Annotated in this window: 20 protein-coding genes and 1 pseudogene; 7 read left to right on the top strand and 14 right to left on the bottom strand. The window is 52.4% G+C overall.

Features of this window, described 5'->3' with window-relative positions; translation table 11 throughout:
• Positions 1-53: 53 nt before the first annotated feature.
• Positions 54-899 (top strand): hypothetical protein, encoded by an 846-nt coding sequence (locus ACZ5TN_RS11245; RefSeq protein WP_464916750.1) that lies wholly within the window; start codon positions 54-56, stop codon positions 897-899.
• A 1-nt stretch (position 900) separates the two neighbouring features.
• Here ACZ5TN_RS11245 and ndk read toward each other — a convergent pair whose 3' ends face one another.
• The 14 genes and pseudogenes from ndk to ACZ5TN_RS11175 all read right to left on the bottom strand — a co-directional run bounded on the left by ndk (position 901) and on the right by ACZ5TN_RS11175 (position 12984).
• Positions 901-1425, bottom strand: coding sequence for a nucleoside-diphosphate kinase (gene ndk / locus ACZ5TN_RS11240; protein WP_011250258.1), 525 nt, complete (start codon positions 1423-1425; stop codon positions 901-903).
• Positions 1386-2060 (bottom strand): annotated as a pseudogene (locus ACZ5TN_RS11235) (ATP-binding cassette domain-containing protein); the annotation flags it as partial. The pseudogene ACZ5TN_RS11235 and the gene ndk, both read right to left, overlap by 40 nt.
• Positions 2061-2136: 76 nt before the next feature.
• Positions 2137-2586: a hypothetical protein gene (locus tag ACZ5TN_RS11230; protein WP_464916749.1), complete on the bottom strand. Its 450-nt coding sequence runs from the start codon at positions 2584-2586 to the stop codon at positions 2137-2139.
• Positions 2583-3338 carry a hypothetical protein gene (locus ACZ5TN_RS11225; RefSeq protein WP_464916748.1) on the bottom strand — a complete coding sequence of 252 codons (756 nt, stop codon included), beginning with the start codon at positions 3336-3338 and terminating at the stop codon, positions 2583-2585. Before ACZ5TN_RS11225 ends, ACZ5TN_RS11230 begins: the two co-directional genes overlap by 4 nt.
• 84 nt (positions 3339-3422) lie before the next feature.
• Entirely contained in the window at positions 3423-5030 is a 1608-nt protein-coding gene (locus tag ACZ5TN_RS11220) for a hypothetical protein (protein ID WP_464916747.1), read from the bottom strand.
• Positions 5027-5914 carry a hypothetical protein gene (locus tag ACZ5TN_RS11215; RefSeq protein WP_464916746.1) on the bottom strand — a complete coding sequence of 296 codons (888 nt, stop codon included), beginning with the start codon at positions 5912-5914 and terminating at the stop codon, positions 5027-5029. Before ACZ5TN_RS11215 ends, ACZ5TN_RS11220 begins: the two co-directional genes overlap by 4 nt.
• Before the next feature lie 231 nt (positions 5915-6145).
• Positions 6146-6673 (bottom strand): cob(I)yrinic acid a,c-diamide adenosyltransferase, encoded by a 528-nt coding sequence (cobO, locus tag ACZ5TN_RS11210; protein WP_464916745.1) that lies wholly within the window; start codon positions 6671-6673, stop codon positions 6146-6148.
• Between the two features lie 139 nt (positions 6674-6812).
• Entirely contained in the window at positions 6813-7019 is a 207-nt protein-coding gene (locus ACZ5TN_RS11205; protein WP_014122366.1) for a 50S ribosomal protein L24e, read from the bottom strand.
• Between the two features lie 2 nt (positions 7020-7021).
• Complete coding sequence (locus tag ACZ5TN_RS11200; protein ID WP_011250261.1) at positions 7022-7234, bottom strand: 30S ribosomal protein S28e; 213 nt, start codon at positions 7232-7234, stop codon at positions 7022-7024.
• A gap of 79 nt (positions 7235-7313) precedes the next feature.
• A complete protein-coding gene (gene rpl7ae, locus ACZ5TN_RS11195) occupies positions 7314-7685 on the bottom strand; it encodes a 50S ribosomal protein L7Ae (protein WP_048053845.1) in 372 nt (123 codons plus the stop codon).
• 73 nt (positions 7686-7758) lie between these two features.
• Entirely contained in the window at positions 7759-8943 is a 1185-nt protein-coding gene (locus ACZ5TN_RS11190) for an ATPase domain-containing protein (RefSeq protein ID WP_011250263.1), read from the bottom strand.
• 140 nt (positions 8944-9083) lie between these two features.
• Positions 9084-9695, bottom strand: a complete 612-nt coding sequence (locus ACZ5TN_RS11185; RefSeq protein WP_464917639.1) for an HVO_0476 family zinc finger protein — start codon at positions 9693-9695, stop codon at positions 9084-9086.
• 33 nt (positions 9696-9728) lie between these two features.
• Entirely contained in the window at positions 9729-11033 is a 1305-nt protein-coding gene (locus ACZ5TN_RS11180; protein ID WP_464916744.1) for an ATP-binding protein, read from the bottom strand.
• A 55-nt stretch (positions 11034-11088) separates the two neighbouring features.
• On the bottom strand, positions 11089-12984 hold the full coding sequence (locus ACZ5TN_RS11175; RefSeq protein WP_464917638.1) for a phosphoadenosine phosphosulfate reductase domain-containing protein: 1896 nt from the start codon (positions 12982-12984) through the stop codon (positions 11089-11091).
• A gap of 117 nt (positions 12985-13101) precedes the next feature.
• Here ACZ5TN_RS11175 and ACZ5TN_RS11170 point away from each other — a divergent pair, with 117 nt between their 5' ends.
• From ACZ5TN_RS11170 to ACZ5TN_RS11145, 6 genes are all read left to right on the top strand, one after another.
• Positions 13102-14055 carry an SPFH domain-containing protein gene (locus ACZ5TN_RS11170; protein WP_011250267.1) on the top strand — a complete coding sequence of 318 codons (954 nt, stop codon included), beginning with the start codon at positions 13102-13104 and terminating at the stop codon, positions 14053-14055.
• A gap of 6 nt (positions 14056-14061) precedes the next feature.
• Complete coding sequence (locus tag ACZ5TN_RS11165) at positions 14062-14481, top strand: NfeD family protein (RefSeq protein ID WP_011250268.1); 420 nt, start codon at positions 14062-14064, stop codon at positions 14479-14481.
• A 47-nt stretch (positions 14482-14528) separates the two neighbouring features.
• Complete coding sequence (locus ACZ5TN_RS11160) at positions 14529-15113, top strand: thymidine kinase (protein WP_464917637.1); 585 nt, start codon at positions 14529-14531, stop codon at positions 15111-15113.
• Between the two features lie 78 nt (positions 15114-15191).
• A complete protein-coding gene (locus ACZ5TN_RS11155) occupies positions 15192-15347 on the top strand; it encodes a 50S ribosomal protein L39e (protein ID WP_011250270.1) in 156 nt (51 codons plus the stop codon).
• A gap of 10 nt (positions 15348-15357) precedes the next feature.
• The gene (locus ACZ5TN_RS11150; RefSeq protein ID WP_464916743.1) at positions 15358-15630 is read left to right on the top strand and encodes a 50S ribosomal protein L31e; all 273 of its coding nucleotides are present in this window, start codon (positions 15358-15360) and stop codon (positions 15628-15630) included.
• A 27-nt stretch (positions 15631-15657) separates the two neighbouring features.
• The gene (locus ACZ5TN_RS11145) at positions 15658-16347 is read left to right on the top strand and encodes a translation initiation factor IF-6 (protein ID WP_011250272.1); all 690 of its coding nucleotides are present in this window, start codon (positions 15658-15660) and stop codon (positions 16345-16347) included.

Genomic DNA, 16347 nt, shown 5'->3' with positions numbered 1-16347 from the left:
GTTAGCCGGGGGAAGGATTAAAAATCCATGCAGTAAATCCTGACGGTGGTGAGATGATAGGACTTGTGGTTGGAACTCTACTCGGCATTCTATTGGCTCTCATCGCGGGCAGACTGAGGGGAAGGGGTAGCGAGATCTTCATGTCGCTGCTGGGAATACCGGTCTTTACCTACGCATTCTCGGTTCCGTTTGCGGAGACTTGGCCGCGGAATACCTACATCTGCGCTGGAACGTGCCTCACTCCTACCCAATGGGCGGGGGTATGGGTGTTTTTGTCGTTTCTGGTTGCGGTTGTCTATTCCTACTTCCGGGCGAGGGAGAGCCTGAGCATTGACGAGTACGTTCAGGTCTCGTACCTGGCGTTGGGGATATTTGCGGGGGCGGTCGTACTTTCGTCAACACTGCTTCCCGCTTTGATCGTTCCGGGCATTCTGGCCTACGCCCTCCTTGTCTGGCCGAGGGAAGGGGGCTCCATAAAGTTCCTGAAGGTTGAGAGGGTGGACTTCCTTGAAGGAGCTGAGGTTTACACCGACGAGAAGAGTATGATGGCCTTTAAGAATGGTAGAACGCTCTTCATCGGGGGAGCAGTCCTCAAAGAATTTCCTCGCTCCAGGGAGCTTGCGGAATGCACTTTGAAGGCTCCAAATCCAAGTCCAGGGATGAAGCTTGCGATTTTAATCGTTGGGTTCCTCCCGGCAACGCTTCTCTTCCTTGTTCCAAGGGGTGTTCTTGCAATAGCCGCCTACGGTATCGTTGTCTTGATGACCTTCCTGCTACTCGGAAAGGTTGCAGTCAGCAGGACGAATAAAAGGCTTCCCGAGGAATGTCGCGAGGTTCTGAAGGAGTACTCGGACTTCATAAGGAAAAAGAAGGGGAAGCTCGACATTGTAATAGACTAAATCAGCGCTCCAGACAGTCCATGCTGTCCAGGTATTCCTTCTTTGACCTCGCGTGGGTGTGGTAGAACCAGTCTGCGGCCTTGCAGTACTCGAAGAGTTCCTCGGGCTTGAAGTAGAGGTTTATCTCCCTCTCGGCGCTCTCCGGGCTGTCGCTGGCGTGGATCACGTTGTAGATTGCATCTCCAACGTCGAGGCCGTAGTCGCCCCTTATACTCCCTGGCTCGGCGTCCTTCGGGTCGGTGGCTCCTGCCATCTTCCTGACGACGCTTATGGCGTATCTTCCCTCAACGACCATAACGACGCTCGGAGCCTTGGTTATGTAGTCGATGAGCGGCTCGAAGAAGGGCTTACCCTTGTGCTCCGCGTAGTGCTTCTCGGCAAGCTTCCTGTCAATCCATATCATCTTCATTCCGACGATCTTGAGACCGCGCTTCTCAAAACGGCTGATGATTTCCCCCATGAGGCCCCTAACGACGGCGTCGGGCTTCAAAATAATGAGGGTTCTTTCAATCTGTTTGTCTGCCATTGGCAACACCGAAGTTGATACTCGGGGGGGTTAATAGGTTTTGTGTAGTCAAACTCCATCCATGCTAGGTACCTTCTCGCGACCTCTTGCTTGTAGGACCCGCTGTATGTGAGCTTTCCGCCTTCAAGAACGACCATCTGGTCTATTCCAAGGTTTAGGGGTATGTGGCTGGCTATGAGAAGGCCAGTCTTCTTGGGGAGTTCGTTGAGAGCATTCGCTATGATTATCCTGCTTGTCGCATCAAGGCCGCTGAATGGTTCATCCATTAGGATGAGTTCTCTCTCAGAAGCCAGGGGTTCTATCATCGCAACTCTCCTCCTAAGGCCCTTTGACAGCTCGCCCACCCTTTTAAAGGCATGATCTTTAAGTCCAAGCGTTTCAACGGCGTTTTTTACGGGCTCAGAACCGTAGAGTTCGGAGAGGTAGTCGATGATGCTGGAAACTCTCATCATGTAGGGAATGTCTTCAACGTCTCTCACATAAAGCATTTTGGAGTAGAGCTCTGAGGGATCTTTAAATGGATCTAGACCGAGAACCTTTACTGAGCCTTCGGTTGGTCTCAGGATTCCGGATAAGACTCTCATCAGCGTTGTCTTTCCTGAACCGTTTGAGCCGAGGAGGAGAACCCTGTTGCCCTTCAGGTCGAGCGTTATCCCGTCGAGGGCGACGTTGTAGCGGAATTTCACCGTGAGGTCTTTAACGCTGGCAAGCTCACGAGCGGGCATCTACTACCACCTCCGGCCCGTTTCTGCTTGGCATAACCTCGCAGGAGTTCGGGATATCCAATGTAACGTGGAAGTAGAGGAATGGATCCTTCCTGTCGAACTCAAAGTTCACCCGCCCGTTTCCCCGAAAGACCTTTCCATCCATGGTAACAACTTCGATGGCGTAGCTGGTGTTTTCGGGACAGGTTATGTTGGCTATGTAAAGGCTCAGCTTAGTTTTTCCAGCTTTCATCGGCCAGAAGACGTCGAAGGAGTAAGTAACGTTTTTGTCGACGGCCCTGCCGAACTTCAGAAGCTGGTCTGCCTGGTCGAGTCTTATTTCGGCGTGCATCGAGCACTTCAGGGGGCTCCAGTATGGTATCCCGAGGACGGCGACCGAAGCGGAGAGCAGGAGGGAGAACACAACTATAATCGTAAGGGTTTTTGACCAGTTCATACGCTCATCCACCTCCTGTGGAAGGAGTAGAGCATAAAGAGGAGAAGCCCGACTGAAGTTCCAAGGTAGGCCCACACAGTCCTCCATTCAAAGCCGAGCTTTCCGGAGAGGAGGAAAGTCAGGAGGAGGGTGAAGACTATGGAGAGGTCGAGCCTGCCCCACAGGATGTATGTTGAGTAAACCGCGAGCGTTGCCGTCAGGAGGAGTGAAACGAGGATTGAGGAGAGAAGGATGAGTGAGCCCCGGCTTATTCCGGAGAGCCATTTGAGAGATACCACCCCGATGGGAAAGAGGGCGGAGAACGCCAGGGGTAGGAAGATGAGGAAAGAGGCCGCGAGTCCGATTAAAGCAGTCCTGGCAGGAGAAGCCCTCTCCCTGAAAAGAAGTGGAACGAACGAGGTTCTTGTTCTGTACATTAGGGGGAAGAGAGCTATCATTACCGCCACGACGTAGACGGAGGAAACAAGACCGGAGTTCGACCACACGAGGGCCCCGAAGAGACCCGCTATCTTCTGCTTCATCGTGAGGTACTGTGAGGCATAGTAGTCCGGTGCCTTCTCCTGAACCTGGCCGGAGAGGTGTCCTGGGGCCCCGAGGATGGGAGTTACGGAGCCCCCGATGATAGAGGCTTTGTAGATTGAATCCGCCGCTATGTAGGATGTGACTGCCGCGACAATCACGGCCGCCAGAATAACTGCCAGTATCTCAACGTGGAGATAATCCGAAAACGCGTTCTTTATCAGGGCCTTCATCCTTTCAACCTCCCTGAATAAATATCGATGTTGCGGGGAAACTTGAAACTCTAAAGATAAAAGTGGATAAAAGAATATGAGAGTTCATTTCCTCTTCCTCCAGAGCCAGACGGGGATTAACGCCAGCGGGAGGAGGAATGCTGGGCCGCAGATGTGTGTGTTCTTATCTGATTTGTTGGATGTGATGGCTCGGGATGTAGTGTTTTCAGTCTTTGCGTCAGCTGCTGGAGCCTGAGTATCCTTTAAATCCTCAGGAACGCTAAGGCCACATGCATTCAGCTGTTTTATTACGAACGGATAAAGAACCTCGAACCTGCTCACGTTAACAGTGTCCTGGGTTGATATGTTGTACATTATATTCATTACCTCATTTATAAGGCTGTTTCTGAGGTACTCAATGCACTGACCTACAGTCTCCCAGCTGGTCGTGATGTTCTCTGGCGTGTAAAGGGAGGGGTCGTACTCCACATGGAGGAAGGGCTCCGAACCGTTCACGAAAGGCTTTATGAGAATGTACGAGCCGTTGTAACCGGGGGGCAGGGGGAGGGTTAGCAAACCCCACGAGTCGGGGGGGACGTGGAAGTCAACGATGGCATATCTCTCGCCCCAAAAACTCCATATCAGGTATGGGCTTCCAGTAGACTTTAAGGCGTGGGAGAGCACAAGCTCTTTCAGGGGCTGGGGATCGTTGTCCCTGAGGTAGGCGAGCATCGCACTTTTTGCCTCGCTCTCGTTTACTCTCATACTTCCTCCGGTGATCGTTGGGACGGTGTAAGGTTTGTTGACCCAGGACATGACGTCAAGGACGGTTTTCGTGCTTCCGTTGAGCCTTACGTAGTCCCTCACGACTACAGCCGGTTGACCGAGGTAGTTCCCCTTTGGGTTGAGTATGTTTGATGTTACGTTCATGGCGAACCCTTGGATGTACGCGCTTGCTTTTCTCACGTCATCGCTTGCCTTAGCCTTTTCTATTACCTGTTCAACTATCCACGGGTTGGTCTCGACGGTTGATATGAACTGTTTCGTCCGGTAGAGGAGTCTCCTAATGTAGTTGTCCGGAGATAAGTACGGTGCGGGGAGGAGGGGAAAGAGGCCGACGTATTTTTTCTCTTCCCCATATATAAGGTATCCTTCTCCCGTGACTTTGTCGACGAGGAACTTGAGATGGAGCTCCCGCGGCCAACCAACGGCCGAGGGGTCACTTGTTCCGATGAAGTTCCTGGACTCAGGGCCTATGGTTATGTTGGAGAGCTCAACGAGCACGAGCTCGTGGGTCGAGTTGTACGGTCTGTAGATTATGGTTATGTTCGTGGTCTGGAGGTCGAGGGCTACCCTGTATGGCGTGCTGACGTAATAAGCAACTTTTATTGACTTAAAAGTCCTGTTAGAGAAGTTATGGGTAAGATCAAATGTGTGTACTCCCCTGATCACAATGTATGGGTTTGAGACGTTGGTACACCCTGTGTAGACGAGGCCAGAAATTAAAGCGTATGTGCCGTTGTCTATCTCAACTGGGGGATACCCAAATCCCAGTGGATAACAGTGGGGAGCGTTGACTGGAATCATTGAGAAGTTCTCGTTCATGGGCCAAAAGCGTATTGGAAGCGGTATGAACTGGGCGGAATCCGCCGTTGCAACCTGAGATGTTCCGATGACTACAAAAAGAAAGAGGAGGGACAGGAGCTTTTTCATTCCTTCACCTCCTCATATACTATTGGAAGTTCGCCCGTGCCAAGGCTGTTGTAGTCAACTCCGTCGGGGAAGCTCCAGAAGAATTCTACATAGCTCAAATCAAAGGGCTTTGTTTCAATCTTGGTGTATGTGTTCGATGGGAGCCCCTCTGGTCCGAGCCTTTCTGACGTTGGGCAGAAACCGTAGCACTTCTCGGTTAGTTCGTGGATAAGATAGCCTTTGTATCCAAGCTCAAAGCGGTACTGGCTCTGGGTGAAGCTCACCTCAACAACAAACTCGTTCGTCTGGCTTATACGCTCTACAACCTCGGCCGATAGAGAGATTGAGTTCTCAACTCCAGACCCGAGAAGTTCGAGTCCTGCCTTTACCTTTGCCTCAGCCGCTACCTTTGCTGAAGCTTCGTCCGTTGCCGAAACAATAACCCGGACACTTGCCGTTTCAGTTCCTCCTGTGGGTCCGGCGTACACATAGTGCTTGCTCTCACCATTGCTCGGGAATGAGACAGAATACCTTTCCCACCCTGTTACTCCGGGGAGCTTAATGCTTGTGTATGTCCCCCTGTTGTAGTCCGTTGCCCCAATTGCTCCGATGTACTTGAGCGTCTTTCCATCGTCTGTATAAAGGACAAGTGAGTGTGTTAACACGGCAACACTTGTGACCACATAGTCATCCCAGGGTATCCTTACCTTGACGTTCTGGACGTATCCTCCCTTTATGGTATTCTCGTACCTGTTGAAGTATGTCGTTGGAGAGTACCAAGTCTTTGCTCCTGTATACGCGGCGGTATCCTCCAAGCTTGCACTCAGGGCGCTAACTGGTGTCACTATGGCCGCTACTAAAACCAATATTCCGAGGAGGCTTGCCACCTTCTTCCACATGGCCATTCACCTCAGGGCACTACCGTGCCCATTTTCGATAATACCACTGTCATTTATAACTTTTTCGAATCTCTTAAGTTTTAAATTTAACTACTGAACCCCCTAATGTTTTTTTAGAAATAAGTAATCTTCCAATTGGAAATTTGGAGGTTTTCAGGTTCCCTCTGCCCGAGGTTCGGGTCTTCCCGGGTCATTCCTTTCTGTTTTAAGTCCATGAAACACATGCCACTTTCCCTCTCAGTACTCCACGCCCCTCCTGGCCAGAACTCCCCTTTGGTAAGGGTGCTTTACCTCCCTCATTTCAGTAACGTAGTCCGCCAGCTGGAAGAGCTCCTCAGGGCAGTACCTCCCAGTCAGAACGAGCTCGGTGTTTTTGGCCTTGCTCTCGATGAGCTCTTCCACTTCTTCCACTGAGAGCATGTTAAAGCCCAGGGCAATACAAACCTCGTCGAGGATGACTAAGTCCCACTCACCGCTTGAAACCGCCTCCTTGGCCCTTTTGAGAGCTCTTTTAGCTGCCTCTATGTCCTCCTCGCTCGGCTTTCCATGCACGAACTTTGGCAGGCCGTAGGACTCTATAACCGCCCCGCACTCCTCGATCTTCTTCTGTTCCCCGTAGGCCTTTGGGGCCTTCATGAACTGGATTATCAGAACCTTCCCGCCGGAACCGAGCATCCTCACAGCGAGGCCAAATGCTGCCGTCGTCTTTCCCTTCCCGTTTCCAGTGTAGATGTGCACCAAACCGAGTCTATCTCTCCAGCTCATTTTGTTCACCGAAGAAGTTTGGGAATGGAGTATTTATCCATTTCGGGTGATTAAGATAGACACTCGGATCTTGACTGGAAACTGGTAAAAGCCCTGCTTAAAACAGTGGCAAAATTGCTGAGAAAGAAAAATGAAAAATTCACTTCCTCCTCTTGGCCCTCTGGAGCCTGGCCTCCTGGAAGGCCTTGGTCCACTTAAGCTTTCTGGGATTTCTACCCATGAAGTAGTACTTCTCGCACTTGCTTGAGCAGAAGAACAGGACTCTGCCGTCGTTCCTGACGAACATCTTGCCCGTTCCCGGCTCGAACTCCCTTCCGCAGTAGGAGCAGACGTTCCAGCGGGCCATCTTCATCTCCTCCTCCTGATCTCTCTGGCCTCACGCTCGGTTTCTCTGAGTATGACTATGTCACCGACGCGGACCGGCCCCTTAACGTTTCTCCTTATGACCCTACCCTTGTCGCGGCCTTCGAGGATTCTAACCTTGACCTGGGTAACGCCACCGGTAACGCCGGTCCTGCCGACGATCTCAATAACCTCAGCAGGGTATCCTTCGTCACTCATACCTCACACCCCTAAATCTAAAATCCCCTCGCAGAGATGACCTTAAACCTTTCGTGAATGTTAAGGAAGGAAAAGGAGCTCACTTCATGAGCTCCTTGACCTTCATGGCGATGTCCTCAACGAGCTCGCGGGCCTTGCCCGGCTCGATGATAGCAACGCTGGCAGCTGGAACCTCAAGGCCAGCGGCCGCTCCAAGCTCCTTCTTGCTCGGAACGTAGACGTACGGGATCTCCTTCTCCTCGCAGAGCGGCGGGAGGTGGGCAACGATCTCTTCAGGGTCAACGTCCTCGGCTATGATAACGAGCTTGGCCTGGCCCCTCTCGACGGCCTTGGTGGTCTCGTTGGTGCCCTTCCTTATCCTTCCGGTGTCCCTTGCGATCTCAACGGCCTCAAGGGCCTTCTCGGCAAGCTCCTGTGGAACCTCAAACTTCACGTAGCTCGGCTTCGCCATCTTCATCCCTCCGAAACCTCATCGTTCATCTGTTTGCACCACCGACTCGGGCTGACCGCTTAAAAGGGTTTCGCTACTCAACTGGCCAGAACACAAACTCGCAGTGATCTGCGCCCATGGCCTCGCACTTGGTTTCCTTGCCCTCCCATCTCTTTCCCGTGAACTCCGTTAGGAACTGGGCTATTGAACCCGCGTAGTGGACATGATATGGCAGGGATGAACCCTTCCCTCCTGGAAAGAGGTTTTTGCCCGTTATCAATATTAGGTCGTCTTTGATGTCCACGATCTCCAGGGTGCCGCCCCCACTGGAGCGCGTTAGGAGCGCTATTTCTTCGAGTGCAGCCCTCAGGCTGTCGGTGCGCATTCTCGCGTCTTTTCCGAGCCCAATAAACTGCTTCTTGCCCCAGAGATAAAGGAACTCTTTGCCCTTCTCAGGCCCTAGGAACTCATAAGCAGTCTCTATAGTAGCCCTTTCGCTGTCTTCGGTGATTATTTCCACCCTATCCCAGTCAAGCCACAGAGTTCCATCGGATTCTGCTCTAAGCCTCTTTTTGATACCCTCCAAGGTAGCGTATTCTTCAAGTACGAGTTTTATCCCCTCTGAAGACCTTACGTATGGAAAGATCAGGTTTGCAGTCTTTAGTGGCTGAATGGAGCGTGCTATGTGAATCCTTCCACGGGACACTTCAAAGACATAGTCAAATGGTATCAAAGTAGCAGCTAGATCAACTTTCTCAAACACATTCCCGCAGAGAGCGGCCATGGCGGTTACTCCAGTTGACTTCACGGAGTTTATCAGACGTACCAGCGTTTTTATGTAGCCCTTTGGATTGGGCTGGAGGGTGTACTGGGCCGTTAAATCATCCACAACAAGAACGTCAAAATCTCCTTTTGAGAGGCGATCCCTAATTACGGCCGTTGTGATTCCTATATCGAGGGGGTTGGAGAGGATGTTCTCACCCTGCTTCTGGTCGGGAGCGTAGAGGTTGGTGTACCCGTCCAGGATAACCAGAGAACCGTTCTCTATGAAGGGGAGGTAGTTGATCCCATTGTGCTCAGCTTCTTTGATGAGAGTGTCAGGTGCTTCTCTAAACGCTACTAGAAGGACTTTTTTCCCGTCTTTAAGAGCGTTTAGAGCGACCTGATGCATGAGAATTATGTTGTCGTATTCGAGTGAACCAACGAAGGCAACGGCGGAACTCTCTATTATGCCGCCGTCAAGGGCATCGTCAACCTGCCTTATTCCCGTCTTTAGCATTTTTCTCACCCTCGCGGAGTTTGTTTGTAGAACTTATAATCTTTTGGTTAACGCTTGAGACATTTTGGGAAAACTATCAAATTAAATTGGATAAAAAATTTCAAAGCTCAGGAGCGGCCAAGCTCATCATCCAACTCAGGTTAAGACTCCTCATCATAGCCCCGATATATCTCGAGGCTCCTTCTGGCTCTCGCCTTCGGAATCTGGTGGCCCATTATGGCCACGATTTCATCTGCCCTGGCCTTCCCGTGGTGGAGCATTTTTCTTTCCGTCTTTATCTTCTCCACCCTGAAGGTGTAGCCCCCGACCTCGATGACTTCCCCAACGACGAACTCCTCGCTCCTTGGTACCTTCACCTTAAAGGCCTGGGTGATGCCCTTTGGAAGGTAGATAGAGACCTTTATGACCTTCGGGTAAGTTAAGCTCTCGCCCCAGAGGGTCTTGACTTCTTCCACCTTAGCCTTGTTGACCCTCTTGTCCCCCTCCAGCTCTATCCCTGTTATTCTGACCTCATCGTCCTCCGTCTCGACGATGTCCCCCACTTTTATTTCTTCACCCTCCGGAAGCTCGGCTTCGCTCTTGAAGCTCCTCTCGTGCTTGCTGACAATGAGAGGAACCTTCCTGAACTTCGGAAGGGTAACGTGCCAGACGTGGCCGCAGTCGTTACAGCGAAGGGTAAGCTCTCTCCCCCTCTCCCTGATGACCTCAACGTTCTCGCTACCACATTCAGGACATACGAAGGGCTCTTCCATTTCTCTCACCGGAATGGGAGAAGGGAAAACGGTTTATAAACCTGCCCCAAGGAGCCACTTCCAAAGGGGTATGAATTCAATATTCTTTCCATCAACGGTTTCCGCGGCCTCGTAATCCCACGTGATCGCCTTTAGATTCCCGCATCTAAGATGCCTGGAAGCAGAGATCAGAGCCTTTACTTCACGTCTCATCGTCTCTGGGTCGTCAACGCTCCAGCTGACCTGGATCAGCTCAGAAACCTTTGGCCCCCTCGAAACCACGAAGTCAACTTCTCCTTCACGTCCTTCCCAGTAATGAACCTCGATTAATGGGTCGGAGTAGTGCTTTCTCCTCAAGAGCTCAACAGCAACGATGTTCTCCAATCTGAAGCCGAAGTCCTCCACACCCAGAGCCTCCGCGAATCCAATATCAGCCAGATAGAGCTTTGGAGCGCTCCGAAGGGATTCAACGGTGTTGCCATGATACTTCCGAACGGGAACGACGAACCCGACGTCCTCAAGGTAGGAGAAGTACTCGTAGACGGTCGGCTTACTTAGTTTAACCCCCATGGATGACAGAAATCCGTGGAGCTTTCTAACCGAGGTTTTCCTGGCGAAGTTCCTTGTTATGACCCGTATTAGGGCCTTCATAGCGGAGCTTTTTTCAACACCATATCTCTCGATCAAGTCCTTGTAGACTATCAGGTCGAGGTACTCCTGGAGCGTTCTGATCTTGAGGAGGGGAGGGTAGTCCACTATTCCTGGGAAACCTCCGTATCTGACGTATTCGTCGAGGAAAGCAAAAAGCCGGCCCCTTCTGGCTTCGGTTAACGGAGAGGTCAGCTTAAACTCCTTGAACTCCAGGAATTCTCTAAAAGACAGTGGAAAGAGCTGAAACGACAGCGTTCTTCCCCTAAGGGAAGTTGCAATCTCCTTCGAGAGTAGTTTTGAAGAGGAGCCCGTTAGAAAAACTCTGGCGTTTCCCCTCTCCACCATCCGTCTCACGAATTTTTCCCATCCCTCTACAGCCTGCACCTCGTCAAGGAAAAGGTAGAGAACCCTGGCTCCGGGGTTGTGCTTATGATAGAGCTCAACTATGCTGGAGAGATCTTTGGCCGTCATTCCAACAAGCCTCTCGTCCTCGAAGTTAACGTAAAAAAGCCTTCTGAAGGGGAGCCCAGAACCCATGAGTCTCTTCATCGTCGCATAGAGGAGGTGAGTTTTGCCAACCCTCCTGAGGCCAAAGATAGAGAGGGCAGTGTCAAGGTTCGTGGGCAGGGCGAGCTCCCTCTCCTTCACTTCTGGGAGTCCAAGCTCCCAAAACTCTGCTATGACCTCTTCGAGCACCTCTCTCATCATATGTACAACTCAATTTTACCATATTTAAGTGTTTTTGTCAAACTCAACTTTACCATCAGAGCTGGCTACCCTCCTCGGGGTTCTTGATCTTCAACAGCGGGCAGACGTCCATGCACTCGCGACAGTGGACGCAGGAGTCCCAGTCAACGACTATCTTCTTGCTCCTTTCGTCGATGCTCAGCGCGTTCTCTGGGCATTTGCCGACGCAGACCCCGCAGCCAACGCACTCGTAGGCCCTCTTGACGAGGTAGTAGGCGCTCCAGGCCTCTTCCTCATTCGGAGCTCTGGCGGTTCTTGTGCCGGTTAGGAACTCAACCTGCCCCGCCTTGATAACGTCGCCATCGACTTCTACCTCACCGAGGATTGGGGCCACCTCAAGGAGCCTCTTCTTGTTGAGGACGGTGTTGAAGGTCAGCTCGTAGCCATCGTCGGTCTCTTCAATCTGGACTTTTACCGGCTCCCATGAGCGCTCCTCTGGAATATCAACACCCAGCTTCCGCGCTATTGACTTTTCACCCTTGCTGAGCTTCTTCCAGCGCCAGAAGCCGTAGGTTACCCACTCCTCTGGAAGGTCAAAGCGCTCCCTCCAGTACTCCAGCGCCTTCTTCCACTTCTCCCAGAGTTCGGGCTTCTCCCTCTTCAGCCTCTCGAACTCAGCCAGAGAAGCGCTTGGACAGAGGAAACAGCCTATTCTATCAAAACCGCGAGCGTAGAGCGGGTTGTACTTCAGCTTCCTGCTGAATATGTAGAGCCAGACCTCTATGGCCCTCCAGTGGAAGATCGGCGAGGCTCCTATCTCGTTCGGCACCCACTCGTTCCTCCACACGCGCGGCTGCTTGAACCTCTTTATGCTCTCGTACTTCCTCTGGCCGACGAACATCAGGACGCCCTTTGGGTAGTTCTCCTTTATGGCCATCGTAATCGGCCCGAGCTTCGTTACCTTACAGCACCAGCGGTAGTCCCTCCCCGGCGGTGAGAAGACATACAAAGCCCTCCAGAAGGCGTCGCCGGCGTCGGCCACTATGAACCTGACTCCCTTAGGCTCAAGCTCCTTTCTCAGCTCTTCAACGTATTGAACGGTTTCCGGGAATTCGATGCCCGTGTTGTTGAAGAAGACCGCGAAGTCGGTTCCAAACTCCTCCAGTGCCAGACCGAGAACCGCCAAACTGTCCTTTCCGCCCGAGAACGCGACCGCCTTCGGAAGGTCAGAGTACTTGTTAGCTACTCTCCTCATGAACTCCCTGCTCTTCACGACCTTCTCTTCAAGCGCTATACTGTTCGCCCGCAGAACATCCTCCATGGTGGCCTTCTTGCCCTCGCGGTAGTTTACTGCCTTCTGCCTCTTCGGCTTTACGCCGGTTCCTCTCTCTCCTCCCATCAGGGCATCGTAGTCCTTCTTTGCTATCCCAGTGGCGAAAACCTCTCCGTCTTCGGTAACAAGTATGACCTCATCCCCAACCCTTATGCTCGGATCCGCTTCGAGGACGCCAACTGCCATCAGGTTTGCGCCCTTCTTTATCGGCCCTACAGCTCCCTTGTCAACGACTATCCATTTCTTCATCTTCTTTCCGAAGCGCTTCCAGAGGGCGATGGCCCCCTCAACTTTCAGTCCGGCGTGCCACTTCAGCTCGAGCGGGTTGTACTTGACGTAGCCGAAGACGTAGCCGTCGAGGATTATCTCGTAGGCATCATCCTCGCTCGGGAGCTTGTTGAGGAGGACGATTTTTCCCTCCAAAATTTCGCCGATGTCAACGCCGTAGTGCTCCATGAACACTGAGCGGATGAACTCAATGTCCTTCTCAAAGGCGAAGCGCAGGTCTCCCGGCGGAGTGATGTTTAGCCTGAACACTCCTTCCTTTCCGTGAACCGCACAGGAGTCGCCGATGAGCGGGACGTTGCACTTCTCGCACCAGTTTATGTAAGCCTTTCCAAGGAAGACGGGTCTTCCCATTTTTCCCACCTGCTCACACATACGCTCGGGGTTTAAAAAGTAGACCCCACAAACCTGGGAAAGGCTTATAAGGAACTCAACATAGAAGAAGTCTAGAAATTTCGGGAGGTAGTAGTAATGGCTGGCTTTGCCGCCTTTGTAATATTCGTCCTGGGTCTGTTCTTGCTTCTGCTGTTGCTACTGGGCGTCAAGATAATCCGGCCCTACGAGAAAGGTCTGGTGGAGAGGCTCGGAAAGTTCAACAGAATCCTCGACCCCGGTGTACACTTCATAATCCCTTTCATGGAGCACGTCAAAAAGGTTGACATGAGGGAGCACGTCATTGATGTCCCCCCTCAGGAAGTCATCTGTAAGGACAACGTCGTCGTAACCGTTGACGCCGTGGTGTATTATCAGATAATCGACCCGATAAAGGCCGTCTACAACGTGAGCAACTTCCTGATGGCCATCGTCAAGCTCGCCCAAACCAACCTGCGTGCCATAATCGGTGAGATGGAGCTCGATGAGACTCTCTCTGGTAGGGACATAATCAACGCCCGCCTGAGGGAAGAACTGGACAAGATAACCGACCGCTGGGGCGTTAAGATAACCCGCGTCGAGATACAGAGGATAGACCCGCCGAAGGACATCCAGGAGGCGATGGCCAAGCAGATGACGGCGGAGAGGGAGAAGAGGGCCATGATACTCCTGGCGGAAGGTAAGAAGGAGAGCGCCATAAGGGAGGCCGAGGGCCAGAAGCAGGCGGCCATTCTGAAGGCCGAAGGTGAGAAGCAGAGGCAGATACTCATCGCTGAGGGCCAGGCAGAGGCAATCAGGAAGGTGCTTGAGGCCCTCAGGATGGCGGACGAGAAGTACCTCACGCTCCAGTACATCGAGAAGCTTCCCGACCTTGCCAAGTACGGCAACCTCATAGTCCCGTACGACACAGAGGCTCTCATCGGCCTGCTGAGAATCCTCCAGAAGGTCAAGGACATGCCGCTCCCTCAGCCGCCGAAGAACGAGAAGGAAGAGCCCCAGGGAAGTGGTGAGAACAGCGAAGAGCTTGAAAAGCCTAAAGACATGACGGAGTGAGGGGCCATGGACCCCTTCCCGATTTTTCTCCTCATCCTTGGACTGCTCATAATCCTGCTCGACATGATGGTTACGGCATTCATAACACCCATAGGGGTTACCTTTGCCGTTCTTGGGATTCTCTTAGGCTTCGGCTGGAACTTCACGGAGAGCTTTGTCGTTGCGTTGATCTTCGGCGTCCTCGCCTACATCCTCGTCGGCAGGTACATCAGAAAGGACGTCGTGGACATTGGAGAAAAGGAGAAGAAGTACACCTTCGAGCTGGTAGGGAAGAGGGGGAGAGTCGTTAAAGTAGCGGAAGACCACTACCTCGTTGAGCTTGAGGGGGACAACTGGATAGCGCTCAGTGATGATAAGCTCGAAGTCGGGGACACGGTTGAAGTGGTCAAGGTTGATGGGGTCAAGCTGATCGTGAAGAAAGTCTGAGCCCAAACCGTTTTAACCCTTCTTTTTCACCTTCCTCGGTGAAACCGATGCACCCGGGCGGTTTTCTTGAGGTCATAACTGGCCCAATGTTTGCCGGAAAGACTACCGAGCTGATCAAAAGGGTCGAGAGACAGATTTTCGCCAAGAGAAAGGCAGCCTTATTCAAACCGGCCATAGACAATCGCTATTCCGAAAGGGAAGTCGTTGCACACAACGGGCTCAGGTACGAGGCCTTCGTAGTGCCGACTACCGAGGAAGGGGTGGAGAGGATAAAGGAGATAACGCTCAATGAGGGCTACGAGGTCATTGGAATAGACGAAGTTCAGTTCTTTCCGATGTCAGTTGTGGAGGCCTTAAACGAGCTCGCCGATCAGGGAATTTACGTCATAGCCAGCGGGCTCAACCTCGACTTCAAGGGCGACCCGTTCCCTGTGACGAAAGAACTCCTCGTGAGGGCGGACAACATCGTCTATCTGACGGCGGTCTGTACGGTCTGCGGAAAGCCCGCGACGAGGAGTCAGAGATTGATAGACGGGAAGCCCGCTCCAAGGAATTCGCCGGTTATCCTCGTTGGGGGAAGGGAAAGCTACGAAGCAAGATGCAGGGAGCATCACCTCGTTCCCGACGAATGAGATATTTAAATGGTAAACACAAAAAAGCTTAAAAACGAATTTCCAAAGCATGAACAGGCAAAAGGAGGGGGTGTAACTATGGCCAGGAACAAGCCGTTTGCGAAGAAGCTCAGGCTCGCCAAGGCTGCAAAGCAGAACAGGCGCGTCCCTGTTTGGGTTATTGTGAAGACCAACAGGAAAGTTATCACTCACCCGAAGAGGAGACACTGGAGGAGGACAAAGCTTAAGGAGTGAGGTGATGTAAATGCCGATCAAGCCCGGTGAAGAGGTCATATTCGTCGTCCCGATAAACAAGATCAAGAAGAGGGTTCCCCGCTGGAAGAGGGCGCCCAGGGCTGCCCGCTTCGTCCGTGAGTGGATAGCCAGGCACGCCAAGGCTGACGAGGTCATAATCGGCACCGACGTCAACGAGAAGATCTGGGAGCGCGGCGCTGAGAAGCCGCCAGGAAAGCTCCGCGTCAAGGTTGTCGTTGAGGAGAGCGAGGGGAAGAGGATAGCCAAGGTCTCCCTCGCCTGACTTTAACCACTTTTTAGAGGTGACGAGATGCACATAGAGAGACTCGATTTTGAGAACTCCCCATATCTCGGTGTTTACGGGCGCGCAACTGACAGGGTTCTTCTCCTGAGAGAGGGACTGGGTGAGAAGAAGCTGGAAGTCCTGAGAGAAGTTCTCAAAGTCCCGATCATCGAGACCAGCATCATGAAGTCGAGGATAGTTGGAATATTCGCCGCCGGCAACTCCAACGCAATCATCGTCCCTTGGTACATCTGGGACGCTGAGCTTGAGAGAATCAAAACTGCTCTCAACGAGTTCGGTATTGACATGGACGTTGTCCCCTTTAAGAGCAGGCTCACAGCCCTTGGCAACCTCATCCTGACCAACGATAAGGCCGCCCTCGTCAGCAAGGAGTTCACGAGGGAGGAGGCAAACGCGATAGGCGAGATACTGGGCGTTGATGAGGTCGAGAGGGGAATGATAGCCAGCTACCGCTCAGTCGGCAGCGTTGGCGTCGTCACGAACAAGGGCGGGCTCGTCCATCCCGAGGCAACTGACGAGGAGCTTGAGTGGCTGAGCGACCTCTTTGGCGTTGATATCTACGTCGGCACAGCCAACATGGGCGTTCCATTCGTTGGCTCATGCATGCTGGCCAACTCGTATGGTGTCGTTGTCGGGCACCTGACGACTGGTCCTGAGATAGTGAAGATCGAGGAAGCCCTCGGCTTCCTTGGTTGA

It is taken from the genome of Thermococcus sp. JCM 11816 (genome assembly GCF_055396515.1).
The sequence above is the reverse complement of the archived record's forward strand: the minus strand, read 5'-3'. Positions and strand labels throughout refer to the sequence as shown.

Bases quoted from the DNA above. Each gene is read 5' to 3' on its own strand.
- ACZ5TN_RS11200 (WP_011250261.1), bottom strand. From the start codon at position 7,234: ATGAGTGACGAAGGATACCCTGCTGAGGTTATTGAGATCGTCGGCAGG.
- ACZ5TN_RS11245 (WP_464916750.1), top strand. From the start codon at position 54: ATGATAGGACTTGTGGTTGGAACTCTACTCGGCATTCTATTGGCTCTC.
- ACZ5TN_RS11220 (WP_464916747.1), bottom strand. From the start codon at position 5,030: ATGAAAAAGCTCCTGTCCCTCCTCTTTCTTTTTGTAGTCATCGGAACA.
- ACZ5TN_RS11180 (WP_464916744.1), bottom strand. From the start codon at position 11,033: ATGATGAGAGAGGTGCTCGAAGAGGTCATAGCAGAGTTTTGGGAGCTT.
- ACZ5TN_RS11185 (WP_464917639.1), bottom strand. From the start codon at position 9,695: ATGGAAGAGCCCTTCGTATGTCCTGAATGTGGTAGCGAGAACGTTGAG.
- ACZ5TN_RS11165 (WP_011250268.1), top strand. From the start codon at position 14,062: ATGGACCCCTTCCCGATTTTTCTCCTCATCCTTGGACTGCTCATAATC.
- ACZ5TN_RS11175 (WP_464917638.1), bottom strand. From the start codon at position 12,984: ATGGGAAGACCCGTCTTCCTTGGAAAGGCTTACATAAACTGGTGCGAG.
- ACZ5TN_RS11225 (WP_464916748.1), bottom strand. From the start codon at position 3,338: ATGAAGGCCCTGATAAAGAACGCGTTTTCGGATTATCTCCACGTTGAG.
- ACZ5TN_RS11145 (WP_011250272.1), top strand. From the start codon at position 15,658: ATGCACATAGAGAGACTCGATTTTGAGAACTCCCCATATCTCGGTGTT.
- cobO (WP_464916745.1), bottom strand. From the start codon at position 6,673: ATGAGCTGGAGAGATAGACTCGGTTTGGTGCACATCTACACTGGAAAC.
- rpl7ae (WP_048053845.1), bottom strand. From the start codon at position 7,685: ATGGCGAAGCCGAGCTACGTGAAGTTTGAGGTTCCACAGGAGCTTGCC.
- ACZ5TN_RS11160 (WP_464917637.1), top strand. From the start codon at position 14,529: ATGCACCCGGGCGGTTTTCTTGAGGTCATAACTGGCCCAATGTTTGCC.
- ACZ5TN_RS11190 (WP_011250263.1), bottom strand. From the start codon at position 8,943: ATGCTAAAGACGGGAATAAGGCAGGTTGACGATGCCCTTGACGGCGGC.
- ACZ5TN_RS11170 (WP_011250267.1), top strand. From the start codon at position 13,102: ATGGCTGGCTTTGCCGCCTTTGTAATATTCGTCCTGGGTCTGTTCTTG.
- ACZ5TN_RS11215 (WP_464916746.1), bottom strand. From the start codon at position 5,914: ATGGCCATGTGGAAGAAGGTGGCAAGCCTCCTCGGAATATTGGTTTTA.
- ACZ5TN_RS11230 (WP_464916749.1), bottom strand. From the start codon at position 2,586: ATGAACTGGTCAAAAACCCTTACGATTATAGTTGTGTTCTCCCTCCTG.
- ACZ5TN_RS11155 (WP_011250270.1), top strand. From the start codon at position 15,192: ATGGCCAGGAACAAGCCGTTTGCGAAGAAGCTCAGGCTCGCCAAGGCT.
- ACZ5TN_RS11150 (WP_464916743.1), top strand. From the start codon at position 15,358: ATGCCGATCAAGCCCGGTGAAGAGGTCATATTCGTCGTCCCGATAAAC.
- ACZ5TN_RS11205 (WP_014122366.1), bottom strand. From the start codon at position 7,019: ATGGCCCGCTGGAACGTCTGCTCCTACTGCGGAAGGGAGTTCGAGCCG.
- ndk (WP_011250258.1), bottom strand. From the start codon at position 1,425: ATGGCAGACAAACAGATTGAAAGAACCCTCATTATTTTGAAGCCCGAC.